Consider the following 26,016-nt stretch of genomic DNA (forward strand, 5'->3'; position numbering starts at 1 on the left):
TAACACGAGTCAGCGGGCGAATGAAAACTCAAGCGTTAGATCGAAACCGTTTGAGCGATACGCGCCGCTCGTGACTTGCGGATCGCGGCTCTGGACGCGCCGCCACCGATAGCCCGCGTTGAGCGCCAGCGTGGACCAGATGCGGTAGCTGTAGGTCAGACCGAGATCGCTGCTGGACTGTGGCAGATATCCGCTCGATCGGGCGCCGTAATAGTCAAGACTCATCGAGTGTCGGTCGTTCAGCAGGTAGCGCACATTGCCGAAGAGCGAGTTGCTGTCTTGACCGAGTGAAGAATTCCCCGAGGCATGGAACAGGCTGCTGCCGAACGTGTACGAAAAGCGGCCTTTGGGGCTGCCGTCCAAGAAGAAGTTGACGTTGGTCGCCCCGGCGGTGAGCGGCGAGGTGATGTACCTCGTGTTGCTCCGGTCGAGGGTGACGTTGAGTCGGTGGTTTGCAGGAGCGTCGTAGCTCAGTCCGATGCTTGTGGCCCGGGTCACCGCGTTGGCACTGACGTTCCCGCTTGTGCGAGTGTTCCTGGCAGAAAGGTCGAGCTGCAATCCGGTGGTAACCAGGTATCGGGCCCCTAGCGACCACAATTCGTAGTTCGATGCTCCGCTGAGGAGGTTGCTTTCGGCCCCGCCGCTGAACCCGTTGCCATCAAACCCGATGCCCGACCCGCCCTGGTAGCCAAGCAAATTGACTTGGTTGCCAGCATCGGCAAGCGCATAACGTGCTCGAAACTCTAGCCGTTCCGAGGGCTGGAAATTGGCCAGCAGTTCGTAGTCCCGGGCCGTCCCGCGCGCTGTGCCAGACTTCACTGCGTTGTATCCAACGTTCGTGCTCACGTTGAACCGATTGCGGTACGCGTAGCTCGCGCCGAGCTTGGCTCCAAAGACGTTGAACGGGGTTGTAGCTGTTGTGTTGCTCGTGCGGCCACTCGTCCGATTGAGACCCAAGCGCAGGTCGATGGGACCGAGCCGGTGACTGCCCGTAAGGTCGGTCGCGTCGGACTGTGAGCGGCTGGTCGCCAAGTTTGTGCGAGACCGCGCATGCTGCATCGTCCAGCGCGTGTCGTCTGTTGGGCGGTAGGTCGCGGTCCCAATGGCGGACGTTACGCGCGCAGCATTGAAAACCGTCTTGCCGGTCGTACTCGTGCTTCGAGTGCTGATCCGCGCGTTGCTTTCGCTCAGGGCCAGCGTCATCCGATCGCTCGGGCGTAGTTCCACGCGGGCGTCATGCGCCTGCTCGTTGCGGTTGAAACCGGTGGTCTCGATACCGACGAACCCCGTGGGTACATTGCGGACGCTGGCGGTCCAGATCGCCTTGCCTGACTGGTAGCGCACCTGCGCTCCCCGCGCGGTTCCGCTGCTCGGAGTGACCGTCTTCATCAAGCGGCCCGTGGCTTGGTAGATCGAGAATTCGCCCTGATTTCCGCGACGTCCCAACGGGATCGAGTAGTCGAGGCCGAGCACTTGGCGATCCCCGTCAACCGTACTGCGCGGCTTAGGCGTGTAGATCACGTCGATCCGATCCGTCGACGGCATGAATCGCGAGAAGTAGAAGACGGCAAGATTGTCCTGGTCAAATCGGTAGTCCAAGCCGAGCGTTTGGATGATGCCGTTCACGCGGATCGTCACGCTCGCCGCGTTGATCGGCTCAAACTGGAGGAAGTACGGCGTGCTCGGTGCCCCGAACCCCTCGAACTTCTCAAGTCGCTGGCTCGATTGGCTGCCTCCTGCCGCAATCTGCTGGACGATGCTCGCGCCGATGCGCCCGGCCTTGCCCATCTGGTAGTTCACTGCCCCGCCACGCAGCGTCCCCGCCTTGGTACCGAACCCGAGTGCTTCGTAGGTCGCGACGATCGTGCTCGTTGGCGCGATGACTCGGTTCACGAATTGGATCGCGCCTGCGTCGTAGTCGATGACGTAGTCCGTGCCCGTGACCTGCGTAACCCCGTCTACTTGGATCCGCTCCGTGCCCCGCAAAATCTGGTTGGACTGGAGGTAGTACGGCCCCGCAGAGTTGGCCCCTTGCAGCGAAATCGTCCTCGCGGTGCCCCGCACCTTGCTCTGAAGGACCTTCGTCGTCAAGTTGCCCGTGCGCACGCTCGCCTGAATCCCGCGCAAGCTCTTGTTCACCGTCGCGAATCGGTTGGTGTTGAGTAGCGAGGCGTAGATATCACCGGCATTAACGGTAACGCCGCGCTTGATGTAGTCCAGGCTGAAACGCTGGCCCTGCGGATCGTTCAGGCGGGAGTCAAGCAGCGTCCCCTCAAAGTTGAATAGCCCCAAAACGTTCCGGCCTGTGAAGTCGATCTGCCCAAAGTCGGTAAACCGCTTCTGCCCCTGCCCGAAGTAGTTCAGCGAGTCATACGCGCCGCGGTCCCCGCTCACTTGGTGGTTGTGGTAGCTCAGCCGGCGGTAGCCGCTCAGCTGGATCCGCTTGACCACTTGGGCTTGAACCTCTTGGATCAGCGTCCTCTTGGGCTTCTTCTTGACAACAGGCGGGAGCGTTTGAACCGGCGTCTCAGCCGTAGGTGGTGGTGTCTGCGCCAGCGCAACCCCTGAAGCCAGCAAGATCAGGCACGGGAACGCCGCTCTCAACCAAGGCACCCGAGAAGGACGTCGATGTTCTTTTGGGCCTCAACCCGTTGCTTCGCGACCGCGTTCGTCACGGCGCGCTGCATTTTCTCCCGGGCTTCGTAGAACGACGCGTACGCGTCGAACACACGCTGCGCGCTGATCCCTTTCATCGACATGGCTGCTGGCAATCCCATCAATTGACTAAACGCCGAAACTTTGGGATCGTAACTAAGCATGAAGGGGGCGGTCCCCGCGCACGCCGCGAGGATCCCCGCGTGCAAGCGCATCGCGACCAAACCATCCAGTCGCATGATCTGGCGTTGGAAGTCGCCGGGAGTCGTGATGTCCTTCAGCGTGGGAATGCGCCCCCCGCTCTTCTCGCGGATTGCAGCGATGAGCTTGGCGTCCTCTCCACGGTCCATCGCGATGAGCACGGGCACCATTTTGCCCTTGATGAAGAGCGAGCAGAGATCTGAGAAGAGGGCAATGGTGGAATCGTCATTGCCAAATGGACGCGGAGAGATGCCGATGGCGGGCATGCCGCCAACGGAAAAGCTCTCTACCGCTCCCCCCGGCTCGGCGTTCGGCAGCAAGTAAGCCATGTCGGCCCCCACGCGCGGAATCTGCTTGACACCTAGGCTCTTCAGAGTCTGCACTGAACCAGGATCGCGAACGACGATGGCATCGGCGGCATTGAAGGCGGCGGTTGCCGCCTTCTTTCCGAGACAGTGGGTCAGCGGGCCGACTCCTTGGCCCAACATCACGACCTTCTTTCCCGCCTTCTTGGCGACCTTCACGAGGTTCGCGTAGTACAGGGTGCTTCGCCAACTGGTGACGTCCTGGAAGATGCTTCCGCCGCCGAGGACCAGCGCATCGGCGTTTTGGATCTCCTGCGCGTAGGCGGACATGGTTCGCCGCGGAATGCACCGCACCGCGTACCCCTGGACGGAGCCAGCCTGGCCGCCGTACATGACGACCGGTTCTATCTGAGCTGCATGCAGGGCTTCGAGACAGCCGCCCATGATGGCGTCATCGCCAAGGTTGCCCTCACCAAAGTAGCCTGCCAAAATGACCTTTCGCACGGCTAGTTCGCCTCCCGTAGAGTTGGCACCAGCCGTCTCAACACAAGCCACAGCGCATATCCAAAGAGCCCGCCGATGACCCACCCGATGCCGATGCGGGCCAGACCTAGCAAGATCGGAGTGTGCAGATGGCAGAGCGTATTGACGACGCTTGTCAGGGCGATGGTCCCCACGGTGATGCACGCGACCGCCGCCAATTCGAGGCCTTTGCTTTCGCGCTTGTGGCCAAGAGCCAAGAGCATCAGTCCGACAACCATCGCAGGGTGGCCGATCAGAAACTCCTTAGTGCGAGGCCGGGTGTAGAGGACCCAGTCGAGCAAGCTTCGGAGTTTGAGCTCCAAACCGCTGACCGCCGCGGGATTGTCGTTCCCGGTGCGGGCGAGCAGCATGCTCACGACGACGAGTGCACCCAGGCCAGCTACGATTCCGAGCCACGTCGCGGGTTTGGCAAGAAGAGCACGCATCGAAACGCGCCGCTGCAGCAGATAGACGCCGATGACGAGGAGCGGCAGGAAGTGCGCCGCCTTGACCCCCGAGAACTCATCTATGTGCAGGAAGTAGGCGCGACCGTTGAGGATCCCCGCGATGCTGAGGCCACCCACAAGGCTGATGGCGGTCAAGACGAGGTAGCAGAGCCACGGGCTTACGCGCTCGCGCGACTCCAGCCAAACGATGGCTGCCACCGGGAAAATGAGCGCCGCGAGGAATGCAGGGACCCACGCCACCGAAGGGACTTGGCTCGCTGCCGCAGCGAGCAGGGCCATGACGCCGATGGCTACTTGTAACGAAAACGATCGGAACAGGGTCTGTCCCAGCCACACTGCGACGAGCGCACCCCCGGCAGCGATCAGCAGTTTGAGCACTCGCGGAACTTCTGTTTCGCCGAACGGCTTGGCCGGGCCGATGGCAACACCTTCTCGACCGAGGCCACTCCGGACCAGTCGTAGCGACTCCAGGATCGGTTCGTCCGATGCCGCGCTCGCGGTGGTGACGGGCCGAAGGAGCAAAGTCCGAATGTTCCGTTCCCGGGCGGCCTTGCTGTACCGTTCCACGTACTCGGCGGGCGAGGCCTTGTCGACTTCCGCGGACTGCATGCTGTGGAGCCGGATCAGCCGATCTTCGCACAACTCGGCCATCCAGGTATCCCCAGCGATCTTGGCGAACTCTGGCGAGTAATAGTTCAGCTGAAGCTGCGCGAGCAATTCTGCAGTCTCCTTCACAAGCCCCCGCTGGCCCAGCACCTGCTCGCCTTCCGGCAGGTAACCAATCGCTCCGCGCGCTTTCGAAAGTTTCAGCAGCTCCGCGATCTCGGTCGCATCAAGCCCGAATCCATTCGAATGTCGAGCGATGATCGGAAGTCCGGCAGTGACGATGACGCGCGCACGGTCTGGATCGATCCCCAGCGAATAGCCGCGAATGGTTTCGAGGGAGACGTTCACCAATTGGAGCCCCTGACTTTGGTCGGGGATGAGGTTGATGTAGCTCTTCGGAGCCCGGCGATCCAAAACCACCTTGACACGCGCGACCACCGACGGGATGCCGCGAACAGTGATCCCTGCATCAGTGGGAACTGCCCACAGTTTTCCCTCATCAAGGGCTTCGCCGATGGTCTCTTCGGACAGCACCACTGCGCCGAGCCCAGCCTGTTTGGCCCGAGCAAGGAGCCCGCCCACATCGCCGGCGGCGGACCCTTCGAGGATTGACATCTCCATGGCCAGCGTCGTCGCTTCATTGTGCGATTCGACCGAAATGCGTTCCTTGATCGAAAGCAGCGCCGCAAGGGCAGTAACGACCATCACGATCGCGACCCAGCGAGGGAATTGAGGACGAGAATCAGTCATGGTCAAATGAGAACTGCTTTCCTCTGAGCAATCGCTGAGGTCCCCCTGCGATGATCACGGTCAGCATGCCAGCGAGGAACCCGCCCGCATGGGCCCAATTGGCTACGCCCTGCTGGGGGAAAATGATCTGCCACAGGAACCAAAGGCTAAGAAGGATCCATGCGGCAACTTCGACGGGCCAAAACAGGAACGGAAAGACGATCAGTGTAATGCGGTTTGCGGGGAAAAGCAGGAAGTAGGCTCCAAGAACCCCGCCGATGGCCCCCGATGCGCCCAAAGTGGGGACGCCCGAGCTTGCCAGAACGAGTACGTGCGCGACCGAGGCAAACAAGCCCCAGAACAAGTACATCACGGTGTAGCGTGCTGGGCCCATGGCCGCCTCGACGTTCTCGCCAAAGGTCAGCAAGAAGATCAGGTTGCCGATCAGGTGGGTGAGGTTGCCGTGGAGGAACAGCGATGTGAACAGGGTCGTCATCGCCTTCCAGTCGCCGTGGCCCGTGACGGCGGCGACCACATCGCGCGGCTTCATGGTGAGATCCGAAAAGACGACGCTCGGTCCGAGCAGCGCACCATTCCGGTCCCACAAGTAAATGATCACGTTGAGCGCGATCAACGTGTACGTCACCACGGGTGTTTGGCGGGAGTGCGCGTTATCGCGGACAGGGTACATCGTGCAATGCGGAGTGTACCAACCCCGGTCAACTTACAGGAGCGGGTTCTGAGGATTGCCTAAAGTTCGATGAAGTACTGAGCGCATGCACGCGGCCTCATCGGGGCTCATGTGCACTGCGAAATGTTCTTGGATGAGCGCGGCGTAGCACGGCCAAGTCTCCTTGCGCGCTTGCTCTCCTTGCGGGAGGAGCGCACAGAGGTAGCTGCGACGATCTTGAGGATGGACGATTCGCTGGACAAATCCCTTCCGTTCAAGACGGTCCACCAACCGTGTCAGGCCGCTGGGGCTGAAAACGACGCGCCGAGCCAGCTCGCTCATCGTCATGCGCTGATCGGGCGCGTCTTCGAGAGCCAGCAACACATCATAGAGCTCCAGTGTCAGGTGCCCCCGTTGCTCCAGCTCGGCGTTGAACTTGCGCGTGAGCGTGGCATGGCAAAACAGCAGGCTGCCCCAGACTCGTCTTTGAACATCGCCTAGCACCGAATCTCCCATTGGCGAGTAGTTTACAAGAAACGAGTCCCGATGATTCGACATCTGGGTGACAGGTCCTAGAACAATGCAGACAAGTTCTCAGCGTCGCCGGATAAAATGCGGTGTAAGATAGCATGTGCTTGCGCCTGACAAGCAGACTGGAGTAAACACGCAAACATGAAACGGCGAATCCCGATTTTCAACCTGAGGCAGCGCACCCGATCCTGCCCACCCATGCTCAGGCTTGGCGCGCTGACCACAGCGTTGCTGGGCGTCATGGCCGTAAGTAACGTTGCGCACGCGCAGACATTCACAAACGTTACAGCGCTCAAGCGCATCGAGGCGAGCTCAAAGCGGCAAGCCGATCGCGAGCAGGCGGCGGTCCAGAAATTTGCCGAGCGCACGGGTCTACCCATGCGGCAGGTGCTCCCAAACGGGGGAATCAGCATCTTGAGCCGCATCGAAAACAACCGACCGATCTACGTTCAGACTTGGGGCCTCTCGGACGCCAAGACGGTAGAAGTGGATCGACTGTGGCCTGGCGGTGACTTGGGATTGGGCCTCACGGGTGCGGGTGAAACACTGGGTATCTGGGAAGCAGGTGGAAACCCCGAAACGACTCATGTTGAGTTCGGTGGCCGAATCACAATCCGGGATGGAAACGTAACGGTCAGCGACCACGCGACCCACGTCGCGGGCATCATGGCAGCGGGAGGAATCAATCCGCTGGCAAAGGGGATGTCGTACCAGGCGAACTTGAGCGCGTACGACGCGTTTAATGATGCGAGTGAAGCAGCGATTGAGGCTGCTGGCGGGCTGGAAATCTCGAACCACTCGTACGGTGCCCGCAGCGGTTTCCAATGGCTCGGTGAGTGGTACTGGTACGGCGACCCGGGCGTTGACGCCTTCTACGACTACACGTTTGGACGTTACGATTTCGGTTGCCGCCAGTGGGACGACCTTCTGTACGCCGCACCGTACTACCTGTCGTGCTGGTCCTCGGGTAACCAGCGCTATCCCGGCGTTCCGACGACGGCTTTCCAGCACAAGGTGTGGAACGGTACCGCTTGGACCGACGTCACCGCAGCTCGCGATGCGCAGGAGTACTATGACACCATTACCGGTGAGCAGTCGTCCAAGAACGTGCTTTCTGTCGGCGCGGTCGAAACGACCGACGGAAACTACCTGAACCCCTCCAGTGTTCGACTCGCCGACTTTTCGAGCACCGGACCAACCGATGACGGACGCATCAAGCCCGACGTCGTCGGCGTCGGTGTCCAAGTCCTTTCGTCCGTCCCGGGTAACGGCTACGCGCGATTTAGCGGCACCAGCATGTCCTCGCCAAACGTGGCCGGTACCGCAGGCTTGGTGAACCAACATTACAAGCAGGTCATCGGCTCGCGACCGCTGGCAGCAACCATGAAGGCACTGCTCATCCACACTGCCAAGGAAGCAGGTCGGGTGAATCAGCCGTTCCTCGTTCAGCCTCGCGTCGGTCCCGACTACCTGTTCGGCTGGGGATTGGTGGATGCGGCAGCTGCTGCCCAGCAGATCAACCGCGCTTCGTTTGATCCGCTAGCGATTCAGGAGTTGGTCCTGAATCAAGGGCAGACGTTACAGTTCCCAATCGCAGCAACCAATGCGGGCCCAGTCAAGGTGACGATTGCTTGGACCGACCCCGCGGGTACAAGCGGCCCAATCGCAGCCAATGACCGCACTCCGAAGCTGGTCAACGACCTGGATCTCCGAGTCGTTCGAAATTCAGACAACCAGGTGTTCATGCCTTGGGTCCTAGACCCGGCGAACCCGGGCAACCTTGCGACGTTCGGGGACAACTTCCGCGACAATGTGGAGCAAGTCTACATCTCGGTCCCGACGCCCGGTCTGTACACCGTTGAGATTAGCCACAAGGGTGGCTCGCTGTTGCCGACGGGTAGCCAAGCGGTTAGCGTCGTCACCACGGCCATCGCTCCTGATGGATATGAGGCACTCACGCTGGCCCCAAGCGCAGCCGTAGGTGGTGTCGAGAACGCGGCCGCCACGCTGACACTGGTCGACCCTGCCACGGATGATCACGTCGTCAGCCTCACGAGCAGCAATCCGAGCGCAGCGTCGGTCCCGTCCACCGTGACCGTCCCGCAAGGCCAGTCTTCGGTCACTATTCCGATTACGACCGCGTCGGTACGCCCGGCTCCGGGTCGAAGCTCGGTAGACGTGACGATCATCGCCGCGAGTAGCCTTGGCAACCGCAGCGTGCTCCTCCACGTTCTCCCGATCGGCATCGGCAGCTTGACGCTCGACCCCGACGCAGTCGTCGGCGGCAACACCGCGACCGGCTTCGTCACGCTGAACGCTCCCGCGGCTCAGTACGGCGCAGCTGTGGTGATCACGAGCGACCTACCTGGCGTTGCCAAGTCAACCCGCAACTGGATCCTGATCCCGCCGGGCAAGACGACCGGTGAATTCAAGATCCGCACAAAGCCGGTCACGTCGCAATCGACGGTCATCATCCGAGCCAGCCGCTTGGGTAGCGAAGCCGAGGCGGATCTGACCGTGCTCCGAACGTCGCTCACTTCGCTGGTCTCGTCGCCGAGCGACCCGGTCGGTGGCCAGACGCTCAAGCTGACGGTCAGCCTCAACGGCCCGGCACCGACAGGCGGTTCAACCGTGACTCTGTCAAGCAGCAACTCGGCGATAGCGCCAGTCCCTGCTTCGGTTCAGATCCCGGCGGGACGCAAGACGGTGGTCGTAAACGTACGAACGTCGGCTGTATCTGCAGCCACGAACGTCACGTTCACCGCGGCTCGTTTGGGAATCACCAAGACCTCGCAGATCACCGTTCGACCGTAAGTTCAGAACGAGGATCCCATAGGGTGCTTTCGACTCTGAGTCGGAGGCACCCTATTTCTTTGCGAGAGCCTCGAGGTGATCGGCGAATGCCGGGTAGACAATGTCGGCCTTGAACCGGTGATCAAAGAGAGCTGCGGCCGCTTGGCGTGCCGCAGGTCCATCTACGAACTCGGTGCTCAGAAGACGCTGCGCCGTGCCGTAAACCATCCCGCAGCCGGTCTGGGCGACCATATCCGCCACGAGCCCAGTGCTCAACCGCCACGCGACCGGAAGACCGGCGCTGAAGTACTCGATGACCTTGTTCGGAATCGAACTGTGGTACATCGGCTCATCCTGATACGGCGCGAGCCCCATCGAGCTCCGGCGCATGAGCTCCCAGATCGCTGCTCGGTCTACCCACCCGGGCACCACCAGCGAACCGTCGGCCAAGTCTGCTGCCGCCGCTGCAAGCCCGGCGCGGTTTTCGCCGTCGCCGCACAGCACCATCTGCACAGACCGCCTGCGCTCGGGGCTCAACGTGCGCAGCGCCATCACCAGCTCGTCAAACTCGAACTGGTGCGAGATCGCTCCAAAAAAGCAGAGCACCTTGCGATGGGGGTCGGTGCCGACACCTAGGACATCCCAGAACGCCTTGGCCGCCTCAAGCTGCTGCGCGTCGGGCTCTTGGCTGGTGTAGCCAAACGGAAAGTCCCGATCCCACTTGGTCTTCGCGCGTCCCGCGTATTGCAATCCCCAGTCCACAAACGGCGCGGTGTGCCCGAGCACCGCATCCGCCTTGCGGAACGCCGCCGTGGTCTCCCTGGCAAGAGGCGACAGGAGCCTCTTGATCGCTGGCCGCGCAATACTCGGCCCCGCATCGGCGAAGATATCCGGCCACATGTCGCGGCAGTCCAGGGCCACGGGACATCCGACTTTGAGTGCTTCGGTCGCGAGCTCGACAATGGGAATGCTGCACAGGATGACGTCGGGCCGAGGGAGCGAAGGCCACAGTCGGGCGAACTCCCGGGCGACGGCACGATGGTCGCGCATCCGGGCCAGCGAGATGTTGCGGCGATATCCCGTGCCCTTGAGTAGCACCAGCTCGTACGGCGCGGGATCGTGAATCTTCCGGGTCTCAGTTTGCCCAGTCCGCCACTGCTTTCGGACGTGGTCGAATGCGCTAGACCAAAAGGTCACATCATGGCCACGACGTGCGAGCTCCTGGGCTAACAACCCGCTCCGGAAGAGCCGTTCGTTCGAACCGTCGACCGGGAGCGGTTCTCCGACGGTCAGTATCCAAATCCGCACCGACTACATTCCCGTCCCAGCGGCACCTTCTCGGATCACGACGGGATAGTCGCGCACTCTGGTCGCGTCGATGGAGGCCCGGCGGTGGCGCACCTCGTCCAGCAATCCCGCGACCGAGTGCGGAGCAACCTTGGGTTGGGCGAAGGCCCGCTTGAAGATGGGCCAGAATTGTTCGATATCGTGGGACAGGTCGAAGACCATCACCCCTTGGGTCGCTCCACACGCCGCCTGCAAGGCGTCCATGAGAGCGTTGGGGCGCCCCTTAAACTTCATGAGCTCGATTCCTGCGTAGACCCAGGTCTCATCGCGGACCGCACGATTGCTTAGCTGCCCCGCGGCTTCCACGGTCCGGCCCGCTGGCAAGTTCCGAGAGAGAGCATCGTAGACCGTCGCGGTCGGATAGTAGCATCCGGTCATCAAGAAGTCGATGTCCTGGGCGAAACCGGTCTTTCGGTACTGATCGTTCAAGAACGTGAACCCGGCCTGGAACTGCCGCGAGGCATAGTTGTTGCCGTATCGCCAGTATTCGCCATACCACGACCCCGCGTACACCCCAAGCTGGGTGCCCGGGCGGGCTTTCGCTACACGCCGCTTGGCCTCGGCGACCCAATCGGTCATCTGCTGAGCCCGCCAAGCCCACCATGCATCGAAGAATCGGCCAGCCCGCATCCCCTTCGTTAGGTCCAAGTTGAAACTGAGCTCGAAAACGTCGTTTGGCCAGTTGATCTGCTGGCCGACGAAGGCCTCAAATCCCGCACGCGCCTCCGGACTGAAATCGGCATTGAGGTTGCCGTAGCGCAAGCGATCGTCAAAGACGACCCCTGCCACATCGTAGTTCTCGGCGATCTCTTCAGCGAACGACCACACCCGCTCGCGCACGCTCTGCTTGTGCGGATTCAACATGAGTGGGGTCTGTTGGTCCAGTCGCTCGGAGATCTTCACAAACTTCGGAATTGACTTGAACCGGACGCGTGCCCCGCCGCCGAGGTTCGCACGCAGATAATCCGCGGCTGCACCCTGACCCAGAATGAGGCTCCCCCCCTCGGGGATGCCAGGGAACGACCAGTTCTCACCTGTGACCGCCATCAATACGATGCCGTCGCCATCGACGATCACCCCGTATGCTCCGGCAGGGGCCGTGCGTGGCGCGCTAACCCGCGTGAACACCGCAAGCTTCTGACCAGAGGGATCGAGCTTGTTCGGTTCAGCCAACACCGGATACTCGGGGCCACCCCAGACGAGCGAAAGCACCGGCTCCGGCTCATACAAAACGGTTTGGTCCTCAGGGCGCTCGAAACCTGGACCCGGGAGACCGAAAAGGTCGCGCCCATTCGGATCCAATACCACGCTGCGGTGCCCCTCAGAGAAAGTATTCATGCTCGCGTACAGCGGGATCGCCTCGGCCTTGCACGCGGCGACCATCGCCTTGAGCGGGTCGAAGTCCATGGGCAGGGTTTGTCCCTTCCACTTGGTGAGCTTGTCGGTGAGCTTGCTCGGATAGAGCGTGTAGCCGACGATCGGCTTGACATCGAAAACGATCGAGTTGAATCCTGCGGATTTGACGGTGCGGACCAGGCTCTGGATCTTGGCGACCGAGTTGACCCGGTCCAAGTTTGCGGTCGCGTCCACCCACAGAATTCGGGCTTGGACGCCTTTGCTCTTCGCCGTCTGCTGAGCGACGCCGATAGCGTTGTATCCCGTTTCAAGCTTGAGCGCGGGCAAGGTGGGCAGTGGGGCGTCGAGATCAAAGCGTCCTTCTAGCGGTTTGATGGGGTTGTCTGTTTGGGCCATGGCCAAGGTGCTCGCGAAGAGGGCCGCGATGGTCATCAGTCGGTTCATTCTCTGCATGGTTTACCTGGTTGGCGCGAGCGGAAGCAGGCGAACTCCCGCCAGCCTGAGAGTCCCGCCCGTCGGGGAGATCCGGACGGTGCGCGTGGTCTGCGTCGCGAGCGGAATCAAAACCGCGGATCGACCGTCTCGACTGGTCCCAAAGTTTCGTGCCCACCATACCACGGGTGTCAGTGAGGCAAGCGATGTCGCCTCGCTAGCGCGCATGCCCGTGTTGCGCCCGGAGATTTGAACGCTTGTCGCAGTCGAAGAGTCGTCAATCTGAAGCTCCACCGCCGAAATTGTCCGGTCCCGGCTCAGATCGATCTCCACCCACTGCCCAGGCGAAACATCCAGTGCCGTCTGTGGATTACCGTCCACAAGGGACGCGAGTTCAGCAGGACGACTGCCAGCCGAATCCAGCACCAGTCGGTCGGCCGCCAAGTCCTCGCCGAGCATCTCGGGCAGGAGCACACGGCGTGTGGCGACGGTCAGGATCGCGAGCGTGCCGCCCGAGCGCTGGACAGAATCAACCGCCTGCCAGGCTTTGACCACCCCCGAGCGAAGTCCGTCGCTGGTGCGCGCGCGAATCTCCAGGCAGCCCGCAGCGGCGAATGCCGCAGGGTCTAGCGAAACGAGCCCGCTTGAGGTGGTGACGGTGACTTGATCGGGCTTCCCCTCGGCACCGATCCCAAAGATCTCGACCTTGGTGTTTCCGAGCGGTGCCCCGCCCTCCGCCAAGATCTTGACCGCGATGCTCTGCGGCATCAGCTTGGTCCAAGGGAGTCGCGAATTCAACACCGCGACGTCTGTCGCGCTGAGCAACTCGGTGGCGGGCATGTAAGCACCGTCGATGAGGTTGCTCTGAGCGAAATCGTATGGGATGGACATGAGCGGCGACACCTCGGTGTCGTCGCGCGAATCGCCGCCAGCCAGCCCGGGAAAGACGTCGGTGGGTCCGCTATGATCGGTGCCAAGAAGCGTCGAGCGCACCATCGCATTCCAATTCGGCAAGGCAAGCGCGGCACGGAGTCCTGCCAGCCCGCTCGCGGGGTCCCACTTGGGGCCGTTGCTGGACGGAACGAACGATGCCAACGCGCCGTCCGGTGCAAAGCTGAATTGGCTTCGGGGAAACATCGTGGTGTTGGCGTACTGGATCATCGCCAAGGGCGCGTTGAGCGGCTTTGGGTCGCCGCGAAACTCAAGCGTGTTATCGCTCCAATCGGTGTCGTCGCCTTCGGGCTCGACTCGCAGGAAGACGCGCTGGGACACATTCAAGCTGGCGGTTGCCATGCGCACCGAAGCGGTCTCACCGGGCTTGATGGCCGGCAGATTCATTTCGTTCTGAGCGCGCCCATCGATCCATGCGGTAACTCGGCCCGTTGTCGCCCGATCGCTGAGGTTTCGGACGGTGACTCGCAGTTCGCCCGCAGGCGCGTCGACTTGGTCGATGGCCAGGTTGGCCCCGTCGGTCTGGCCCCCGCCAACGCTCAAGGTGAGTCGGGGCTTGCCCGTCCGTCCGTTGCTACTGACAAATGAAACCGGTTTTGCAAAGCGTAACGCGATGCCCCAGGCGCGAGGGTCGTTGAGGGTTTCGGCGAGGCCGTCGAGCGTGACAACTGGTCCCTCATCCAGGATCGTCAGGCCCTTCAGCCCCGACGCATCGCTCGGACCGCCTGCGCCAGGTGCCTGCCACGCAGCGGGCGAGGCGCCGCCCCAGCGCGAACTCCAAGTCGCGCCGGATTCTACGCGCGGCGCGCCGGGACGCGTGAAGCCCATCGTCGCGAAGTTCCTTCGATCGCCCCCTTCCACCCACGGCGAGTTCAGCCCGGCGACACCGAGCAGGCTGAAATCGGATCCTTCGACCTTGGTCAGCATGAGGCTCGCGGAGGTCAGCTTCATGGATCCCAGCCGCTGACGGAGGTCATCGAATCGGATCAGGATGACTTTTCCGGGTCCACCTTCGAGGAGCGGGTCCTTCCCGAAATTTCGGTGTGGCTCAGCTGAGCTCAAGAACGTGTCAGAGACGGCATAGAGCGGTCGCTTGCCCCCGCCCGAATCGCCCCAAGCGAACGTCATTGAGACTGGCTGTTGGGCGAACGCGAGTCCAGCGAGAAAAGCGAGGCTCATCGCACCATTGTATCTCGGTCTAGCTGGCTCAGAATCTCGGCGAACGACCGCTGGCGGGTCGTCACCGACTGGACGACGCCGTACCCGTCTCGGAGCAGTGACGCCACCACTGCTTGGCCCGCCTCGGCTTCGAACCGGACGGTGCCTTCCGCCTGGGTCACGGCCCGTACCTGGAATGGGCGCACTGCTTGGCGCACAAGCGCGGAATCGTTCGTCTGGACCTCTACGACGATCGGCCCAAACCGAGCGTTGAGTTCCGCATGCGTGCCACAGAAAACCACCCTCTGGCTGGCGAGAACCAGCAAACGCTCGCACCTTTCGGCGATGTCCGGACGCGCGGTCGTCAGCACTAGGCTGGAACCGCGTTGGCAACGCATGGCCAAGCCTTCGAGGACCGATTCGAGGTTCCACGGATCAAGCAAGTCCAGGTGCCCGTCGATGACGAGCACGCCGGGGTCGGCCAAGAAGATCGCAAGCAGATCGGCTGCTGCGCGAAATCCGGGGCTCAGCCCAGTCACTGAGGAACGGCGCACCTCCCAAAGCCCGAGCCGGGTGAGGGCTTCGGCGATTTTCTCGGTCGCACGCCGACCGACCAGCTCAGTCGCAATCGACTGGGGTGTGGAGCGCCGATCCATCGCGACATTGCCTGCGGTGCAAACCGGCGCATCGAGTCGAACCGCGCCCCGCGGCGCACGCTTCCGTCGCACGAGGACCTCAAGGAAGTGCGTCTTGCCGCTGCCAGGACGTCCCATGATCGCAAGACTCCCGCCCGCCGAGAGCGTGAGGCTCAACGGGGACGCCTGTGTGCTCAGGGCAACCGAGTCAAGCAAGACGTGCATTTCTAGCTGCAGACAATGAGCTCTTTGGGGCTATGGGTGAGTACCCGGCACCCCTCGGGGGTAACGACCACGTCGTCCTCGATCCGAACACCGCCGAACCCTTCGATGTACACGCCGGGTTCGACCGTCCACACCTGTCCCACCTCGATGGGCTGATCGCGAGTCATGCTGAGCGCGCCTGGGTCGTGGACCCGCCGCCCCAGGCCGTGCCCGAGACCGTGCCCGAAGTACTTGGCAAAGTCGTCCTTGTCGAGGATCGTCCGCACCAATCCATCCACCTCCTTACCGTTTGCGCCCGGGGCGATCGCCTCGATCGCCGCGACCTGCGATTCAAGCACGCGATTGTAGATTTGGAGGTGCCTTGGCGTCGGCTCGCCGATCATGAGCGTTCGCGTCATATCGCTGCAATAGTTCTGAACCATCGCGCCGAAATCGAGGGTTAGGAAGTCGCCGGGTTGAAGCTTGCGCTCTGTTGGTTTGCCGTGCGGTTTTGCGCTGTTCGGTCCGCTCACTGCAATCGTCTCAAATGAGCTCCTTGCACCCTGCCGGCGCATGTAGAAGTCGATGTCTATGGCGATGTCGATCTCGCTGACTCCAACTTGGATCATGCGGCGAACGTGGTCGAAGCACGCGTCGGCGACTTTGCAAGCCTCCTCAATGATCGCGACCTCCTCCGAGGTCTTGATCATCGCCAGCGGAGCGAGCATGTCTTTGGTCGGGGTGAGCTCGACGCCCTGCAGCGCGTTCTGCCAACCGTACAGGGCCGCCAAGGACATCGAATCCTCCACGATCAGCGCGGAGACGCCAAGCGATTTGAGTTCGTCCGCGACAACTTGGTAGAGCGTCTTTGGCGTTTGGAAGATCGTGATAGAGCAACCGGTCACTTCCTCGTGCGCCTGAACCCCGTACCGGCTGTCGGTCACGAACGCCGAGCCCGCCTCGCTCACGATCACGGCACCGGACGAGCCCGAAAATCCGGTGGCCCATTGCACGTGGACTGGATCGACAATCAGGGCCGCGGGCGCATCGAGATCGAGCAGTCGTCGTTGGATACGGTCGATTTGATTCACTAGACGACTCCCGCAATGTGGTCTTTCGCCGCTTCGAGGGCGAGCACGTAGCCGATGGCACCGCACCCGACAATGACGCCCGCTGCGATCGGCGCGACTACCGAGTGGTGTCGAAACTCTTCGCGCGCGAACGTGTTACTGAGATGGACTTCGAAGACAGGAATGCGCACGCTGGCAAGCGCATCGCGCAAGGCGATGGAGTAGTGGGTCAGGCCGCCGGGATTGATGACGATGGCATTCGCCCACTTGCGCTGATCCTGAATGGTGTCGATCAGGGTGCCTTCGTGATTCGATTGGACGATCCGGACCTGAATGTCGAGCGTGGCTGCCGCCGCTTGGATCCGGCTGTCAATTTTGTCCAGAGGCTCCTTGCCGTACAGGTCGGGCTCACGAAATCCGGTGAGATTCAGGTTCGGCCCGTGCAGGACGAGCACCTTCAGAGATTCATTGGTCACGCAGCAACTCCTTCAGCGATTCGGATTCGATCGCGTCCTCCGGCAAAAGATGAGGGATCCCATTCACGACTCGATAACCGCATCCGCACTCGGTGCAGACAAGCAGGTCGCTCCGCAACTCCAGTGCCGGGCGAGTGGCACATCGGGGGCAAGCGAGCAGTTCGAGAAAGTCGGGTTCCATCACGGTACAAGCGCGGCGTACACCGCAGCGGTCGCCTCGGCAGTTCGCTGCCACGAGAACTCTCGCAGCCGCTCCGTGCCAAGCGATTTCAGACGCTCTATTTTAGTCGAATCGGACAGCAGTGAGGTGATCGCCTGAGCCCACGCCTCGGCCTCCCAACTGGGAACGATAACCGCCGCCTCGCCTGCAACCTCAGAAAACGCCCCGCCCGAGCTCGCAATCACCGGGGTACGAGCCGCCCAAGACTCAAGCAAAGGTATGCCGAACCCTTCGTGGCGACTCGGAGCGAGATACACCTCGGCGGCAGCATAGAGTGCTGCCAACTGGGCATCGGAAACGTACCCCACTCGGCGGATCCGCGGGTGCGAAAGCTCCGGGCCCCAGCCGGGCTTGCCGGTAACCACGAGTTCCAGGTCTATCTCAAGTTTCAAGACCGCCTGGACCGCAAGGTCCATGTTCTTGCGCGGCCACCGAGTCCCGACCGTGAGGGCATAGGGGAGATCTATCCCGAAGTCGGCCTGGACCTGGGTCCGAGCGACTTCCCGGCTCGGAGGCGCGAATCCGTCGTCGAGAGCGTTCGGAATGGCCACCGTCTTCCCAATCGCCGCGGGGATAAAGTGCTCGATCTCGCGTCGGCTCGTTTCGGAGACGGTGATGACCCTTGCTGCGCGACGGACAGTGCTCGGGATGGAGCGGGTCAGCAGCAGCCGATCGCGGGGCCGAAACCATTCCGGCCCGACAAAGAAGGAAACGTCGTGGATGGTGGTAACCCCACCGTGGTCGATCAGCGGCGAGAGCGAGTACTGCGTGTGGAACACCTCGGCCCTCGCACGCTTGGCGGCGAGGGGCCAGCCGATAAGGCTGTACCAACGGGGCGAGGCGGCGGGAAGCGCGACCACCCGAGCATGCGGACCCGGCAGTTCGAAGTGCGGTTCGCCATTGGTTAAGAGCACAATATCCAGCCCCGTATCGAGTTGGCTTAGCGCACGGATGAGCCCGGTCCAGTAGCGCGAGTCACCGGTGGAAGTGCCGCCTGCGAGCGAAGCGTCGAGCGCGACGACCGGTTTATGCTCCATTTCGCGACCTGCGCCCGGGAACATCCGACTTCCGGATTCCGTTGTAACCTATAATAGGTTCTGGTGCGTGCATGAGAAAACGAAAAGTCCCTGTGTTTCTGGTTGTTGCCGCGGTGATTCTCGCTTCGGTCGGAATCTTCATTAACTTGGCAAGCAGCGGATTGTGGGAACAGATGAGGCTAAACAACCGCACAGCTGAGACCAACGCATCGGATCCTAAAGGGCTTGGCCGGGAAATGAAAGCGAATCTTCGCGAGCGGGGTGGGAGCGTCGCCCCTTCCGATCCTAGTCGACCCAAGGTTGAAGTGGAGCGCCCGCAAAAGTACAAACCTCAGAAGTCCGAGACTGCGACCTCATCGCAGTGGTACTAAACGTGCTCTCGATTATTTGAATCGATAAACAATTCGGCCTCGGGTCAGGTCGTACGGTGAAACTTCGACTTTCACTCGGTCGCCGGGCAGGATGCGGATCCAGTGCATGCGCATCTTGCCGCTCACGTGAGCGAGGAGTTCAAATCCACCGTCGTCCACCTTTACACGGAACCGGGCGTTGGGCAGGTTCTCCAGAACCACACCTTCCATTTCAATCCCTTCTTCCTTGTCAGACTGTTCCTTCGGTTTCTTGTACTTTCGCATAAGTTCTTTGACGCGAGTGCCCCTGGCGCATCGCTTGACTCCATTATGACCGAATAGGCCGCCTACTCAACGGTCAGGATGTCCGCGCCGTCCTTCGTCACGACGATGGTGTGCTCAAAGTGCGCAGATCGCTTCCCGTCCGCGGTGACGATCGTCCACTTATCGGCGAGCTCTCGTACCCGCCCGGTGCCTTCGTTCACCATCGGTTCGATGCAGAATGTCATTCCTGCGCGCATCACCGGGCCGTCCTTGGGCCGACCAAAGTTCGGGACGCTGGGCTCTTCGTGGAGCGACTTGCCGATCCCGTGCCCGACCAGTTCGCGCACGATGCCGTAGCCGTTCGATTCGACGTACTTCTGTACTGCGGCAGAAATCTCGCCGATGCGGGCTCCGGGCTTCACCTTGGCGATCCCTTGGTTGAGCGATTCGTGGGTGACATTCAGCAGCCGCTGGGCCTCGGGCGCGATGGTGCCGACCGGGTAGGTCCACGCGCTATCGGCATGGAACCCCTTCAGGTGCACGCCCAGATCCAATCCAACGATGTCTCCCTCCTGGAGAGGGACTTCGTTGGGGATTCCGTGTACCACCGCTTCGTTCACGCTGATGCAAACCGAGTTGGGAAAGTTGCGATAGCCGAGGAAGCTGGGCCGCGCGCCCGCTTCAGTGATGAGTCGATACGCGATGCCATCAAGGTCCAGGGGCGTCGTCTTGCCGGGGACGATCGCTTCGTTCATTGCGCGCAGGGTGCGGGCGAGAATCCGACCTGCTTCGCGCATCGTTTGGATTTCGGGGGCCGACTTCAGCAGGATCAAGAACCAAGACCTCCGATGACCTGATGATAGACGTCCTCGGGGTCCTGCCGACCGTCGATATGCAGCACATTGCGTGTCCGCTCGTAATACTCGATGATCGGTTGAGTTTGATCGTGGAAGACTTGCAGGCGCGACCTGATCGCTTCGGGCTGGTCGTCGCTGCGGACAAACAATTCGCTGTTACACACATCGCACACCCAGTCCCGCTTGGGCGGTTTGTTGTCGCGATGGTAAATCGCACCGCAACGAGTGCAACCCATCCGTCCGCTGAGCCGCTTCACGAGAGTCTCATCGGGGACTTCGAAGCTGATCACACGGGTGATCTCAACCCCCATCTCGTCGAGCATGGTGTCGAGTTTCTCCGCTTGTGGAAGCGTCCTCGGGAATCCGTCCAGGGCAAACCCCTTCCGTTGCAGGTCCGGGCTACGCATGCGCTTGGCCATCATTTCGATGGTCACGTGGTCTGGGACGAGGCGCCCCTGGTCGATGTAGCGCTTTGCCAATCGACCAAGGTCGGTTTCCGCTTCAATTTCCTGTCGAAAGATGACGCCAGACGAAATCGGCTTGATCCCGAGTCGCAAGTCCAGCAGTTCGGATTGCGTGCCTTTGCCTACGCCAGGCGGGCCGAACAAGATTAGGTTCATCAATAGTTACCTCGATCTTGCTGCACCGCAAACTGCAGGCCAACCGTCACCGTGTTACTGCCCGTACTGCTTCATCAGCAGGTTTGCCTCGATCTGACGCATAGTCTCCAGGGCGACGCTGACCATGATGAGCAGCGAGGTACCGAAGATCAGCTGAATCTGCTGAATATTGATCAGCAGGGGAACGAGGTACTGGTTCACCGAGACGATCGAGAGGAACAACGCACCGATAAAGGTGATGCGGGAGATGACGGAGTCCAGGAAGTCCTTCGTCTGCTTACCCGGGCGGATGCCCGGTATGAACGAGCCGCCACGCTTCAAGTTGTCGGCGATGTCCTCCACGTTGAACTGAATCGCGGTGTAGAAGTATGTGAAGAAGAAGATCAGCGCCATGTAGAAGAAGACACCGGCCACACCTGTCCAGGTGTGGAGGTTCGGAGTCGTGAACTTGGCGAGGCCTTCGAAGAAGTTATGCATCGGTGCGCCCACCGGGATCATGCTTGCAAACTGCTGAGGCATGTAAACCAATGACACCGCGAAGATGATCGGAATGACGCCGACCATGTTGAGCGAGAACGGCAGGTAGCTGGTTTGACCACCCAACGCCTTGGTGCCCATTTGTCGGCGCATGTGTTGAATCGGGATTCGTCGCTGTGCGATGGTGAAAAGCACGACGAACCAAGTCATGAGCGCGAACATCAGCATAACCAGCACGACTTGGAAAATCGATGTCGTACCCGTCTGGACGCCAAAAGCGACCTGCCCGGCATAGTACGGGAACGAGATGATAATGCCCGCGAAGATGAGGATCGAGACGCCATTGCCGATGCCTCGCTCGCTCACTTGCTCGCCAAGCCATAGCAAGAACATGCTTCCTGCCGTCCAAAACGCGATGACCATCAGGAACATCGGGACTGTTTGGCTAGAGGCAGGGATGGAACCGGTCTGCTTGATGAGTTGCAGAAGTCCCCAGCCCTGGAATCCACACAGAAGCAGCGCGAGCATGCGAGTTCGCTTGTTCATCTGTTTCCGCGCGTACTCGCCGCCTTCCTTCATTTCCTGCTTGAACGCAGGGAAGGCCGACTGAAGCACCTGCATGATGATGCTGGCCGTGATGTAAGGGTTCAAGGCGAGCGCAAAGATCGAAATCTTTCGCAGACCGCCACCGCCCATCGCGTTGACCAGATTCAAAAACTGGTTGCTTTGGAGCAACCGCTCCAACTGAGCGGGATCCACGCCCGGAATCGGCACTTGAATGTGGATTCCGAGCGCGTACACCGCAAAGATGAAGAACACGAACTTGAGCCGGGAGCGAAGATCAGGATCGGCCCACGCAAGACGGACTGTATCCGCCAAGCTCATCTTGAGGCTTTTGTCGCCTCCGCCCGAAAAATCTCCGCCACCCATGAAGCTCATAGTTTCGTGATACCTCCGCCGGCCTTGGTAATCTTCTCTTCCGCGACCGCGCTGAACTTATGTGCGCTTACCTTAAGCGCCTTGGTGATCTCGCCGAACGCCAAAATCTTGACGCCGTCCTTGATCGCACCGATGATGCCCTTCTCCTGGAGCGTTTCCGGGGTGACCGTCGCGCCCTTCTCGAAGTGCTTCTCAAGGTCGTCCAGGTTCACGATGGTGTATTCCTTGTGGTTTACATTTCGGAAACCCTTCTTGACCGGAAGTCGGCGTGAGATGGGGGTCTGTCCACCTTCGAACCAGGGCTTGATTTGGCGTCGTGCCTTCTGACCCTTGGTACCGCGGGTGGCGGTTTTGCCCATGCCGCTGCCGATGCCGCGAGCGACACGGCGCTTGCGCTTCGTGCTGCCCTTGGGGGATCGCAATTTCTCGAGTGCCATGGTTATTCGGCCTCCTCAGACTTCTTCTTCGTCGTGCGCTTTGCCTTCGCCGGAGCTGCGGCCGCCGCCGACTTCGCCGCCATCGGCCCCTTCTTGGGACCTTGCGACTTGGTGACGGTACCTTCGACTTCTTCGACGTGAAGCAGGTGCTTGACGTGGTGGATCATGCCGCGAATTTCCGGGGTGTCGTTGTGCTCAACGACCGAACCGGTCTTTCGCAGGCCGAGGCCAGCCACCGTCGCACGGTTGCGCGGGGTGTTGCCAATGGTGCTCTTGATCAGCTTAATGCGCAGCATCCTCTTCCTCCTTGCGGGCCTTGGCGAGCCAGGGCACGAGTCGCTTGGCTTCGATACCGCGAGCAGCGGCCGCCTCTTCGGGCACCTGAAGTGCCTTGAATGCGGCGATCGTGGCATAGGCCATGTTGATCGAGTTTCGGCTGCCGATCGATTTGGCGAGCACGTTGTGCACACCCGCCGCTTCGAGGCAAGCTCGAACGGCGCTGCCTGCCTTGACCCCGGTACCGGGCGAAGCCGGGCGGAGCATGACCTGCGCGGAGCCGTGGCTCGCGGTGATCTCGTGCGGGATCGTCGATCCGATCATCGGGATCTTGAACATCGACTTTCGGGCGGCTTCCTCGGCCTTACGGATGGCATCCGGGATGCCACGCGCCTTACCGAGACCGACGCCGACGCTCCCCTTGTTGTCGCCTACGACGACGAGGATGCTCCAGCTAGCTGTCTTACCACCCTTGTGGGTCTTGAACACCTTGTTTGACCGGACGACACGCACATCAAGCTGCGGGCCTTCTTGGTTGCGGCTGCTTTCGCGGCGACCGGTCATTCTGTTAGCCATTTTCATATTAGAACTCCAGGCCTCCGTCGCGGGCACCCTTGGCCAGCTCTTCGACTCGGCCGTGGTACTGGAAACCACCGCGGTCGAAGACCACTGCCTGAATGCCCTTTGCCTTCGCACGTGCGGCGAGGGTTTCGCCGACCTTCTTAGCACCACCGACGTTGCCGGGGGTCTTCAGGTCCTTCTCTAGGCTGCTGGCGGCCACCAGGGTCGTCCCCGTGGTGTCGTCGATGACCTGAGCAGAGATGTGCTTCAGACTGCGGAACACGGCCAGTCGCGGGCGCTCGGCGGTACCGAGGACTTTCTTGCGCACACGAGCGTGGCGAACGATGCGTAGCTCTCGTCGAGTTTGCTTTGCCATTCTCAGTTACCTCCTTACTTCTTCGCGGCCGCTCGCTTACCGGCCTTGAGCTTGATGACTTCACCCTGGTAGCGGATACCCTTACCCTTGTATGGGTCGGGCTTGCGCACCTTACGGATGTCGGCGGCGATTTGGCCAACCATGGCCTTATCGATGCCAGAAACTTTGATCATCTGCAGACGGCCCTTTTCCTCTTGCACGATCTCGAAGTTGATGCCGGGGGTAGCCGGGATCTCGACCGGGTGAGAGTAGCCCATGTTCAGCAGAAGGCCTTGGCCCTGAGCCTGAACACGGTAGCCGACGCCCTGAATCACCAGAGTCTTGGCGTGGCCGTTGGTAACCCCATCGACCATGTTCTGGATGAGCGTTCGAGCCAAGCCGTGCTGTCCGCGCAAGCGGTACTGGTTGTTGGGTCGGTCCACGGTGAGCGTGTTGCCTTCCTGCGTCAAGTTCAGCTCGCGTGCGATCTGCATCTTCAGCTCGCCCTTGGGGCCCTTGACGGTGACCAGATTGTCCGCCGCGATGTCTACGGTGACCTTGTCCGGGATGGTGATGGGTAATCGTCCAATTCGTGACATTGTGCTTGGCCTCCTTAGTAGATTTCGCAGAGGACTTCACCGCCCACGCCGCGCTTGCGCGCTTCGCGGTCGGTCATGACTCCCTGGCTGGTCGTGAGGACTCGGGTGGCCAAACCGATTCGCATCGGCTTGAGCTCCTTTGAGCCCTGGTAAACGCGCAGGCCCGGCGTGCTGACGCGGCGAAGCTTTCGGAAAATGGGCTTGCGCTTGGCGTCGTACGCGATGTGGACCTTGATCACCGGGAACTTGCTCTCGGTGGTGATCTCGTGACTCTTCAAGAAGCCTTCTTGCTCAAGGATTTTCACGACTTCAAGTTTGATTTTGCTGTGAGGTATCTCGACCGTGGTCAGCTTGGCCATAGCGCCGTTGCGAATACGGGTCAAGAGGTCCGCAATAGGATCGGAATGCATACAGAAATCCTCCTAAGGATCGGTTCGCGTCGGCTTACCAGCTCGACTTGGTTATGCCGGGTAGAAGGCCTCGGTGGGCCATCTCTCGGAAAACCTGACGACAAACTCCGAAGTAGCGGATGTTGCCCTTGGCGCGGCCCGTAACCACGCATCGGTTGTACACGCGCGTCTTGAAGAGTCGGTTCTTGATCCGGCGAGCTTCGATGACCTTCATGGCCTCGTCGCGCTCAGCCTTAGGAAGCTTCTCAGCTTCGGCGACCTCAGCAAGGTAGCGATCGTAACGCGCCTGCAGGCGCTTCTGCTTCTCAATCAGGCATTGTTTTGCCATTTCGTACTGTTTCTCCCGCCGTTGTCCAACGGTTTGCGGCTTGGTGTCCGCACTGCGTTGGTGGCTAAGTTGTTTGAATTTTGAGGCGCAAGGACGCACCCGAATCACTGAGGATACCTTCTCAGCCCCGCGAAGCGCAACCAGTCGGCACCCCAAAGATAGCATCCCGGTCAGGCCTGACGGCCGCCCGGGATGCACTTGTTGCTATGGAGATGGGGATTATCGTTTACGTCGCAACAGCATGGCCGCAGCTCCGATGCCGAGCGCGACGAAGGTCGCGGGCTCTGGAACCACCTTTGCGGCGATGCCGGTGATCGGAACGGCCAAACCAGCAGTGCCGTAGAAGCCGATCGGAGTGATGACCGTGCTAGCGGCGTTCACTTCTGCCAGGTTAAAGCCCTGAGTGAGGAACAGTCGACCCTCATCAGACTTCCACGCCAGGTCGGAGTCACCCGCGCTGAACATATTCGCGCCATAACCGGTTGCGGTGGGCGACCCGAAGAGGCCACCGAGCTTGTTGCGCATGAATCCGCCGGTAGGGTTGTTCGTGTCAAGCGAATTCAGCGCGCCGGTTCCATCCATAAACAGGGTGTCGCCGTCGGCAAGGAGGGGGCTCGTCGTATTGAGCAATCCGTAGCCAACCGGATTCAACAGACCGATGGTGCCCGTATAGAAGCCGCCAGGGCCGTACGAGATCGCCACGCCACCGAGCGAGGCCATGTACTCGATGCCCTCAAAGTAGGGAGTGCTCATGCTGTTGTTGGGGACACCGGTCGAGACCAAAGTCGCCGTAGACGCACCCAAGTCAAGCTCAACGAGCTGCGAGCTGAATGCAGAGTACTGAGCAATGGTCAGGAACTTGTTGGTCGTCGGTACGTAAGTGAGGTGAGCAACGTTTATGGAGTTCGGTACCACGAAGTTGAACAGGCCAGTGGCCGCACCGGTCGTGGTGTTGATTTGGTAGAAGGTGTAGCCTGCAGTGGATGCCCCAACACCGTAGAGCTGGGCATTCGACATCGCAGCGGCTGAAGTGGCGAGCAAGAGTACAAGCAATTTCTTCATGATCACCCCCTATCGGTGCCGGCCCTGGAAATTGTGACGAAGCTTTCGGCCAAAAAATACAACTTTTGCGCGTCACAAATCAACATCCCCGCGGTCCAAGATTTGGATGCGGGGAT

At 60.9% G+C, this 26,016-nt stretch carries 27 protein-coding genes; 2 read left to right on the forward strand and 25 right to left on the reverse strand.

Translation table 11 applies throughout. The features are described 5' to 3' along the window. Positions 1-9: 9 nt before the first annotated feature. From JNM85_03890 to JNM85_03910, 5 genes are all read right to left on the reverse strand, one after another. Positions 10-2,613, reverse strand: coding sequence for a hypothetical protein (locus JNM85_03890; GenBank protein ID MBL8087196.1), 2,604 nt, complete (start codon positions 2,611-2,613; stop codon positions 10-12). Next, positions 2,601-3,665, reverse strand: a complete 1,065-nt coding sequence (gene csaB / locus JNM85_03895) for a polysaccharide pyruvyl transferase CsaB (protein ID MBL8087197.1) — start codon at positions 3,663-3,665, stop codon at positions 2,601-2,603. The genes JNM85_03890 and csaB overlap by 13 nt, the downstream gene beginning before the upstream one ends. Positions 3,666-3,667: 2 nt before the next feature. Next, entirely contained in the window at positions 3,668-5,506 is a 1,839-nt protein-coding gene (locus tag JNM85_03900) for a hypothetical protein (GenBank protein ID MBL8087198.1), read from the reverse strand. Continuing rightward, positions 5,499-6,134: a rhomboid family intramembrane serine protease gene (locus JNM85_03905; protein ID MBL8087199.1), complete on the reverse strand. Its 636-nt coding sequence runs from the start codon at positions 6,132-6,134 to the stop codon at positions 5,499-5,501. Before JNM85_03905 ends, JNM85_03900 begins: the two co-directional genes overlap by 8 nt. A gap of 75 nt (positions 6,135-6,209) precedes the next feature. Beyond that, positions 6,210-6,713, reverse strand: coding sequence for a MarR family transcriptional regulator (locus JNM85_03910; GenBank protein ID MBL8087200.1), 504 nt, complete (start codon positions 6,711-6,713; stop codon positions 6,210-6,212). 114 nt (positions 6,714-6,827) lie between these two features. Here JNM85_03910 and JNM85_03915 point away from each other — a divergent pair, with 114 nt between their 5' ends. After that, on the forward strand, positions 6,828-9,500 hold the full coding sequence (locus JNM85_03915) for a S8 family serine peptidase (GenBank protein MBL8087201.1): 2,673 nt from the start codon (positions 6,828-6,830) through the stop codon (positions 9,498-9,500). A gap of 51 nt (positions 9,501-9,551) precedes the next feature. Here the strand turns inward: JNM85_03915 and JNM85_03920 are convergent, their stop codons facing one another. Genes JNM85_03920 through JNM85_03955 form a run of 8 tightly spaced genes read right to left on the reverse strand, consistent with a single transcriptional unit; the run spans position 9,552 to position 18,365 of the window. Beyond that, the gene (locus tag JNM85_03920; GenBank protein MBL8087202.1) at positions 9,552-10,787 is read right to left on the reverse strand and encodes a glycosyltransferase; all 1,236 of its coding nucleotides are present in this window, start codon (positions 10,785-10,787) and stop codon (positions 9,552-9,554) included. A 3-nt stretch (positions 10,788-10,790) separates the two neighbouring features. Continuing rightward, positions 10,791-12,626: a hypothetical protein gene (locus tag JNM85_03925; protein ID MBL8087203.1), complete on the reverse strand. Its 1,836-nt coding sequence runs from the start codon at positions 12,624-12,626 to the stop codon at positions 10,791-10,793. Between the two features lie 12 nt (positions 12,627-12,638). Beyond that, a complete protein-coding gene (locus tag JNM85_03930) occupies positions 12,639-14,744 on the reverse strand; it encodes a hypothetical protein (protein ID MBL8087204.1) in 2,106 nt (701 codons plus the stop codon). Continuing rightward, positions 14,741-15,583, reverse strand: a complete 843-nt coding sequence (locus JNM85_03935) for an ATP-binding cassette domain-containing protein (GenBank protein ID MBL8087205.1) — start codon at positions 15,581-15,583, stop codon at positions 14,741-14,743. Before JNM85_03935 ends, JNM85_03930 begins: the two co-directional genes overlap by 4 nt. A gap of 2 nt (positions 15,584-15,585) precedes the next feature. Beyond that, the gene (locus JNM85_03940) at positions 15,586-16,653 is read right to left on the reverse strand and encodes an aminopeptidase P family protein (protein MBL8087206.1); all 1,068 of its coding nucleotides are present in this window, start codon (positions 16,651-16,653) and stop codon (positions 15,586-15,588) included. Beyond that, entirely contained in the window at positions 16,653-17,108 is a 456-nt protein-coding gene (gene aroQ / locus JNM85_03945) for a type II 3-dehydroquinate dehydratase (GenBank protein ID MBL8087207.1), read from the reverse strand. Before aroQ ends, JNM85_03940 begins: the two co-directional genes overlap by 1 nt. Continuing rightward, positions 17,098-17,289, reverse strand: coding sequence for a Trm112 family protein (locus JNM85_03950; GenBank protein MBL8087208.1), 192 nt, complete (start codon positions 17,287-17,289; stop codon positions 17,098-17,100). The genes aroQ and JNM85_03950 overlap by 11 nt, the downstream gene beginning before the upstream one ends. Further along, entirely contained in the window at positions 17,289-18,365 is a 1,077-nt protein-coding gene (locus JNM85_03955; GenBank protein ID MBL8087209.1) for a glycosyltransferase family 4 protein, read from the reverse strand. The genes JNM85_03950 and JNM85_03955 overlap by 1 nt, the downstream gene beginning before the upstream one ends. A 71-nt stretch (positions 18,366-18,436) precedes the next feature. Between JNM85_03955 and JNM85_03960 the strand changes: the two genes are divergently transcribed. Beyond that, positions 18,437-18,736, forward strand: coding sequence for a hypothetical protein (locus tag JNM85_03960; protein ID MBL8087210.1), 300 nt, complete (start codon positions 18,437-18,439; stop codon positions 18,734-18,736). 12 nt (positions 18,737-18,748) lie between these two features. Here the strand turns inward: JNM85_03960 and infA are convergent, their stop codons facing one another. From infA to JNM85_04020, 12 genes are all read right to left on the reverse strand, one after another. Further along, positions 18,749-19,000, reverse strand: a complete 252-nt coding sequence (infA, locus tag JNM85_03965; protein MBL8087211.1) for a translation initiation factor IF-1 — start codon at positions 18,998-19,000, stop codon at positions 18,749-18,751. A gap of 62 nt (positions 19,001-19,062) precedes the next feature. Next, positions 19,063-19,812 (reverse strand): type I methionyl aminopeptidase, encoded by a 750-nt coding sequence (map, locus tag JNM85_03970; protein ID MBL8087212.1) that lies wholly within the window; start codon positions 19,810-19,812, stop codon positions 19,063-19,065. Next, entirely contained in the window at positions 19,809-20,456 is a 648-nt protein-coding gene (locus JNM85_03975) for an adenylate kinase (GenBank protein ID MBL8087213.1), read from the reverse strand. Before JNM85_03975 ends, map begins: the two co-directional genes overlap by 4 nt. Before the next feature lie 54 nt (positions 20,457-20,510). After that, entirely contained in the window at positions 20,511-21,872 is a 1,362-nt protein-coding gene (secY, locus tag JNM85_03980) for a preprotein translocase subunit SecY (protein MBL8087214.1), read from the reverse strand. Then, positions 21,869-22,309, reverse strand: a complete 441-nt coding sequence (gene rplO, locus JNM85_03985; protein ID MBL8087215.1) for a 50S ribosomal protein L15 — start codon at positions 22,307-22,309, stop codon at positions 21,869-21,871. The genes secY and rplO overlap by 4 nt, the downstream gene beginning before the upstream one ends. A gap of 2 nt (positions 22,310-22,311) precedes the next feature. Next, positions 22,312-22,605 (reverse strand): 50S ribosomal protein L30, encoded by a 294-nt coding sequence (rpmD, locus tag JNM85_03990; GenBank protein MBL8087216.1) that lies wholly within the window; start codon positions 22,603-22,605, stop codon positions 22,312-22,314. After that, positions 22,592-23,149 carry a 30S ribosomal protein S5 gene (gene rpsE, locus JNM85_03995; GenBank protein MBL8087217.1) on the reverse strand — a complete coding sequence of 186 codons (558 nt, stop codon included), beginning with the start codon at positions 23,147-23,149 and terminating at the stop codon, positions 22,592-22,594. Before rpsE ends, rpmD begins: the two co-directional genes overlap by 14 nt. 19 nt (positions 23,150-23,168) lie before the next feature. Further along, positions 23,169-23,522 (reverse strand): 50S ribosomal protein L18, encoded by a 354-nt coding sequence (rplR, locus tag JNM85_04000; GenBank protein ID MBL8087218.1) that lies wholly within the window; start codon positions 23,520-23,522, stop codon positions 23,169-23,171. A 14-nt stretch (positions 23,523-23,536) separates the two neighbouring features. Then, a complete protein-coding gene (gene rplF, locus JNM85_04005) occupies positions 23,537-24,100 on the reverse strand; it encodes a 50S ribosomal protein L6 (GenBank protein MBL8087219.1) in 564 nt (187 codons plus the stop codon). Positions 24,101-24,114: 14 nt separating this feature from the next. Then, positions 24,115-24,510 carry a 30S ribosomal protein S8 gene (rpsH, locus tag JNM85_04010; GenBank protein ID MBL8087220.1) on the reverse strand — a complete coding sequence of 132 codons (396 nt, stop codon included), beginning with the start codon at positions 24,508-24,510 and terminating at the stop codon, positions 24,115-24,117. A gap of 34 nt (positions 24,511-24,544) precedes the next feature. Continuing rightward, positions 24,545-24,724, reverse strand: a complete 180-nt coding sequence (gene rpsN, locus JNM85_04015; GenBank protein MBL8087221.1) for a 30S ribosomal protein S14 — start codon at positions 24,722-24,724, stop codon at positions 24,545-24,547. A gap of 333 nt (positions 24,725-25,057) precedes the next feature. Next, positions 25,058-25,900, reverse strand: a complete 843-nt coding sequence (locus tag JNM85_04020) for a PEP-CTERM sorting domain-containing protein (protein MBL8087222.1) — start codon at positions 25,898-25,900, stop codon at positions 25,058-25,060. Positions 25,901-26,016 lie beyond the last annotated feature (116 nt).

Origin of the sequence: Chthonomonas sp. (assembly GCA_016788115.1) — a bacterium.
Lineage (GTDB): Bacteria > Armatimonadota > Fimbriimonadia > Fimbriimonadales > Fimbriimonadaceae > UBA2391.

Excerpts from the sequence above, each read along its gene's own strand:
- rpsH (MBL8087220.1), bottom strand. The coding sequence starts at position 24,510 with ATGCATTCCGATCCTATTGCGGACCTCTTGACCCGTATTCGCAACGGC.
- JNM85_03915 (MBL8087201.1), top strand. The coding sequence starts at position 6,828 with ATGAAACGGCGAATCCCGATTTTCAACCTGAGGCAGCGCACCCGATCC.
- rplF (MBL8087219.1), bottom strand. The coding sequence starts at position 24,100 with ATGTCACGAATTGGACGATTACCCATCACCATCCCGGACAAGGTCACC.
- JNM85_03925 (MBL8087203.1), bottom strand. The coding sequence starts at position 12,626 with ATGAACCGACTGATGACCATCGCGGCCCTCTTCGCGAGCACCTTGGCC.
- rpsE (MBL8087217.1), bottom strand. The coding sequence starts at position 23,149 with ATGACCGGTCGCCGCGAAAGCAGCCGCAACCAAGAAGGCCCGCAGCTT.
- JNM85_03930 (MBL8087204.1), bottom strand. The coding sequence starts at position 14,744 with ATGAGCCTCGCTTTTCTCGCTGGACTCGCGTTCGCCCAACAGCCAGTC.
- JNM85_03960 (MBL8087210.1), top strand. The coding sequence starts at position 18,437 with ATGAGAAAACGAAAAGTCCCTGTGTTTCTGGTTGTTGCCGCGGTGATT.
- JNM85_03975 (MBL8087213.1), bottom strand. The coding sequence starts at position 20,456 with ATGAACCTAATCTTGTTCGGCCCGCCTGGCGTAGGCAAAGGCACGCAA.
- rplR (MBL8087218.1), bottom strand. The coding sequence starts at position 23,522 with ATGGCAAAGCAAACTCGACGAGAGCTACGCATCGTTCGCCACGCTCGT.
- JNM85_03950 (MBL8087208.1), bottom strand. The coding sequence starts at position 17,289 with ATGGAACCCGACTTTCTCGAACTGCTCGCTTGCCCCCGATGTGCCACT.
- rpsN (MBL8087221.1), bottom strand. The coding sequence starts at position 24,724 with ATGAAGGTCATCGAAGCTCGCCGGATCAAGAACCGACTCTTCAAGACG.
- JNM85_03935 (MBL8087205.1), bottom strand. The coding sequence starts at position 15,583 with ATGCACGTCTTGCTTGACTCGGTTGCCCTGAGCACACAGGCGTCCCCG.
- JNM85_03955 (MBL8087209.1), bottom strand. The coding sequence starts at position 18,365 with ATGGAGCATAAACCGGTCGTCGCGCTCGACGCTTCGCTCGCAGGCGGC.
- JNM85_04020 (MBL8087222.1), bottom strand. The coding sequence starts at position 25,900 with ATGAAGAAATTGCTTGTACTCTTGCTCGCCACTTCAGCCGCTGCGATG.
- infA (MBL8087211.1), bottom strand. The coding sequence starts at position 19,000 with ATGCGAAAGTACAAGAAACCGAAGGAACAGTCTGACAAGGAAGAAGGG.
- secY (MBL8087214.1), bottom strand. The coding sequence starts at position 21,872 with ATGAGCTTCATGGGTGGCGGAGATTTTTCGGGCGGAGGCGACAAAAGC.
- rpmD (MBL8087216.1), bottom strand. The coding sequence starts at position 22,605 with ATGCTGCGCATTAAGCTGATCAAGAGCACCATTGGCAACACCCCGCGC.
- JNM85_03900 (MBL8087198.1), bottom strand. The coding sequence starts at position 5,506 with ATGACTGATTCTCGTCCTCAATTCCCTCGCTGGGTCGCGATCGTGATG.
- rplO (MBL8087215.1), bottom strand. The coding sequence starts at position 22,309 with ATGGCACTCGAGAAATTGCGATCCCCCAAGGGCAGCACGAAGCGCAAG.
- JNM85_03910 (MBL8087200.1), bottom strand. The coding sequence starts at position 6,713 with ATGTCGAATCATCGGGACTCGTTTCTTGTAAACTACTCGCCAATGGGA.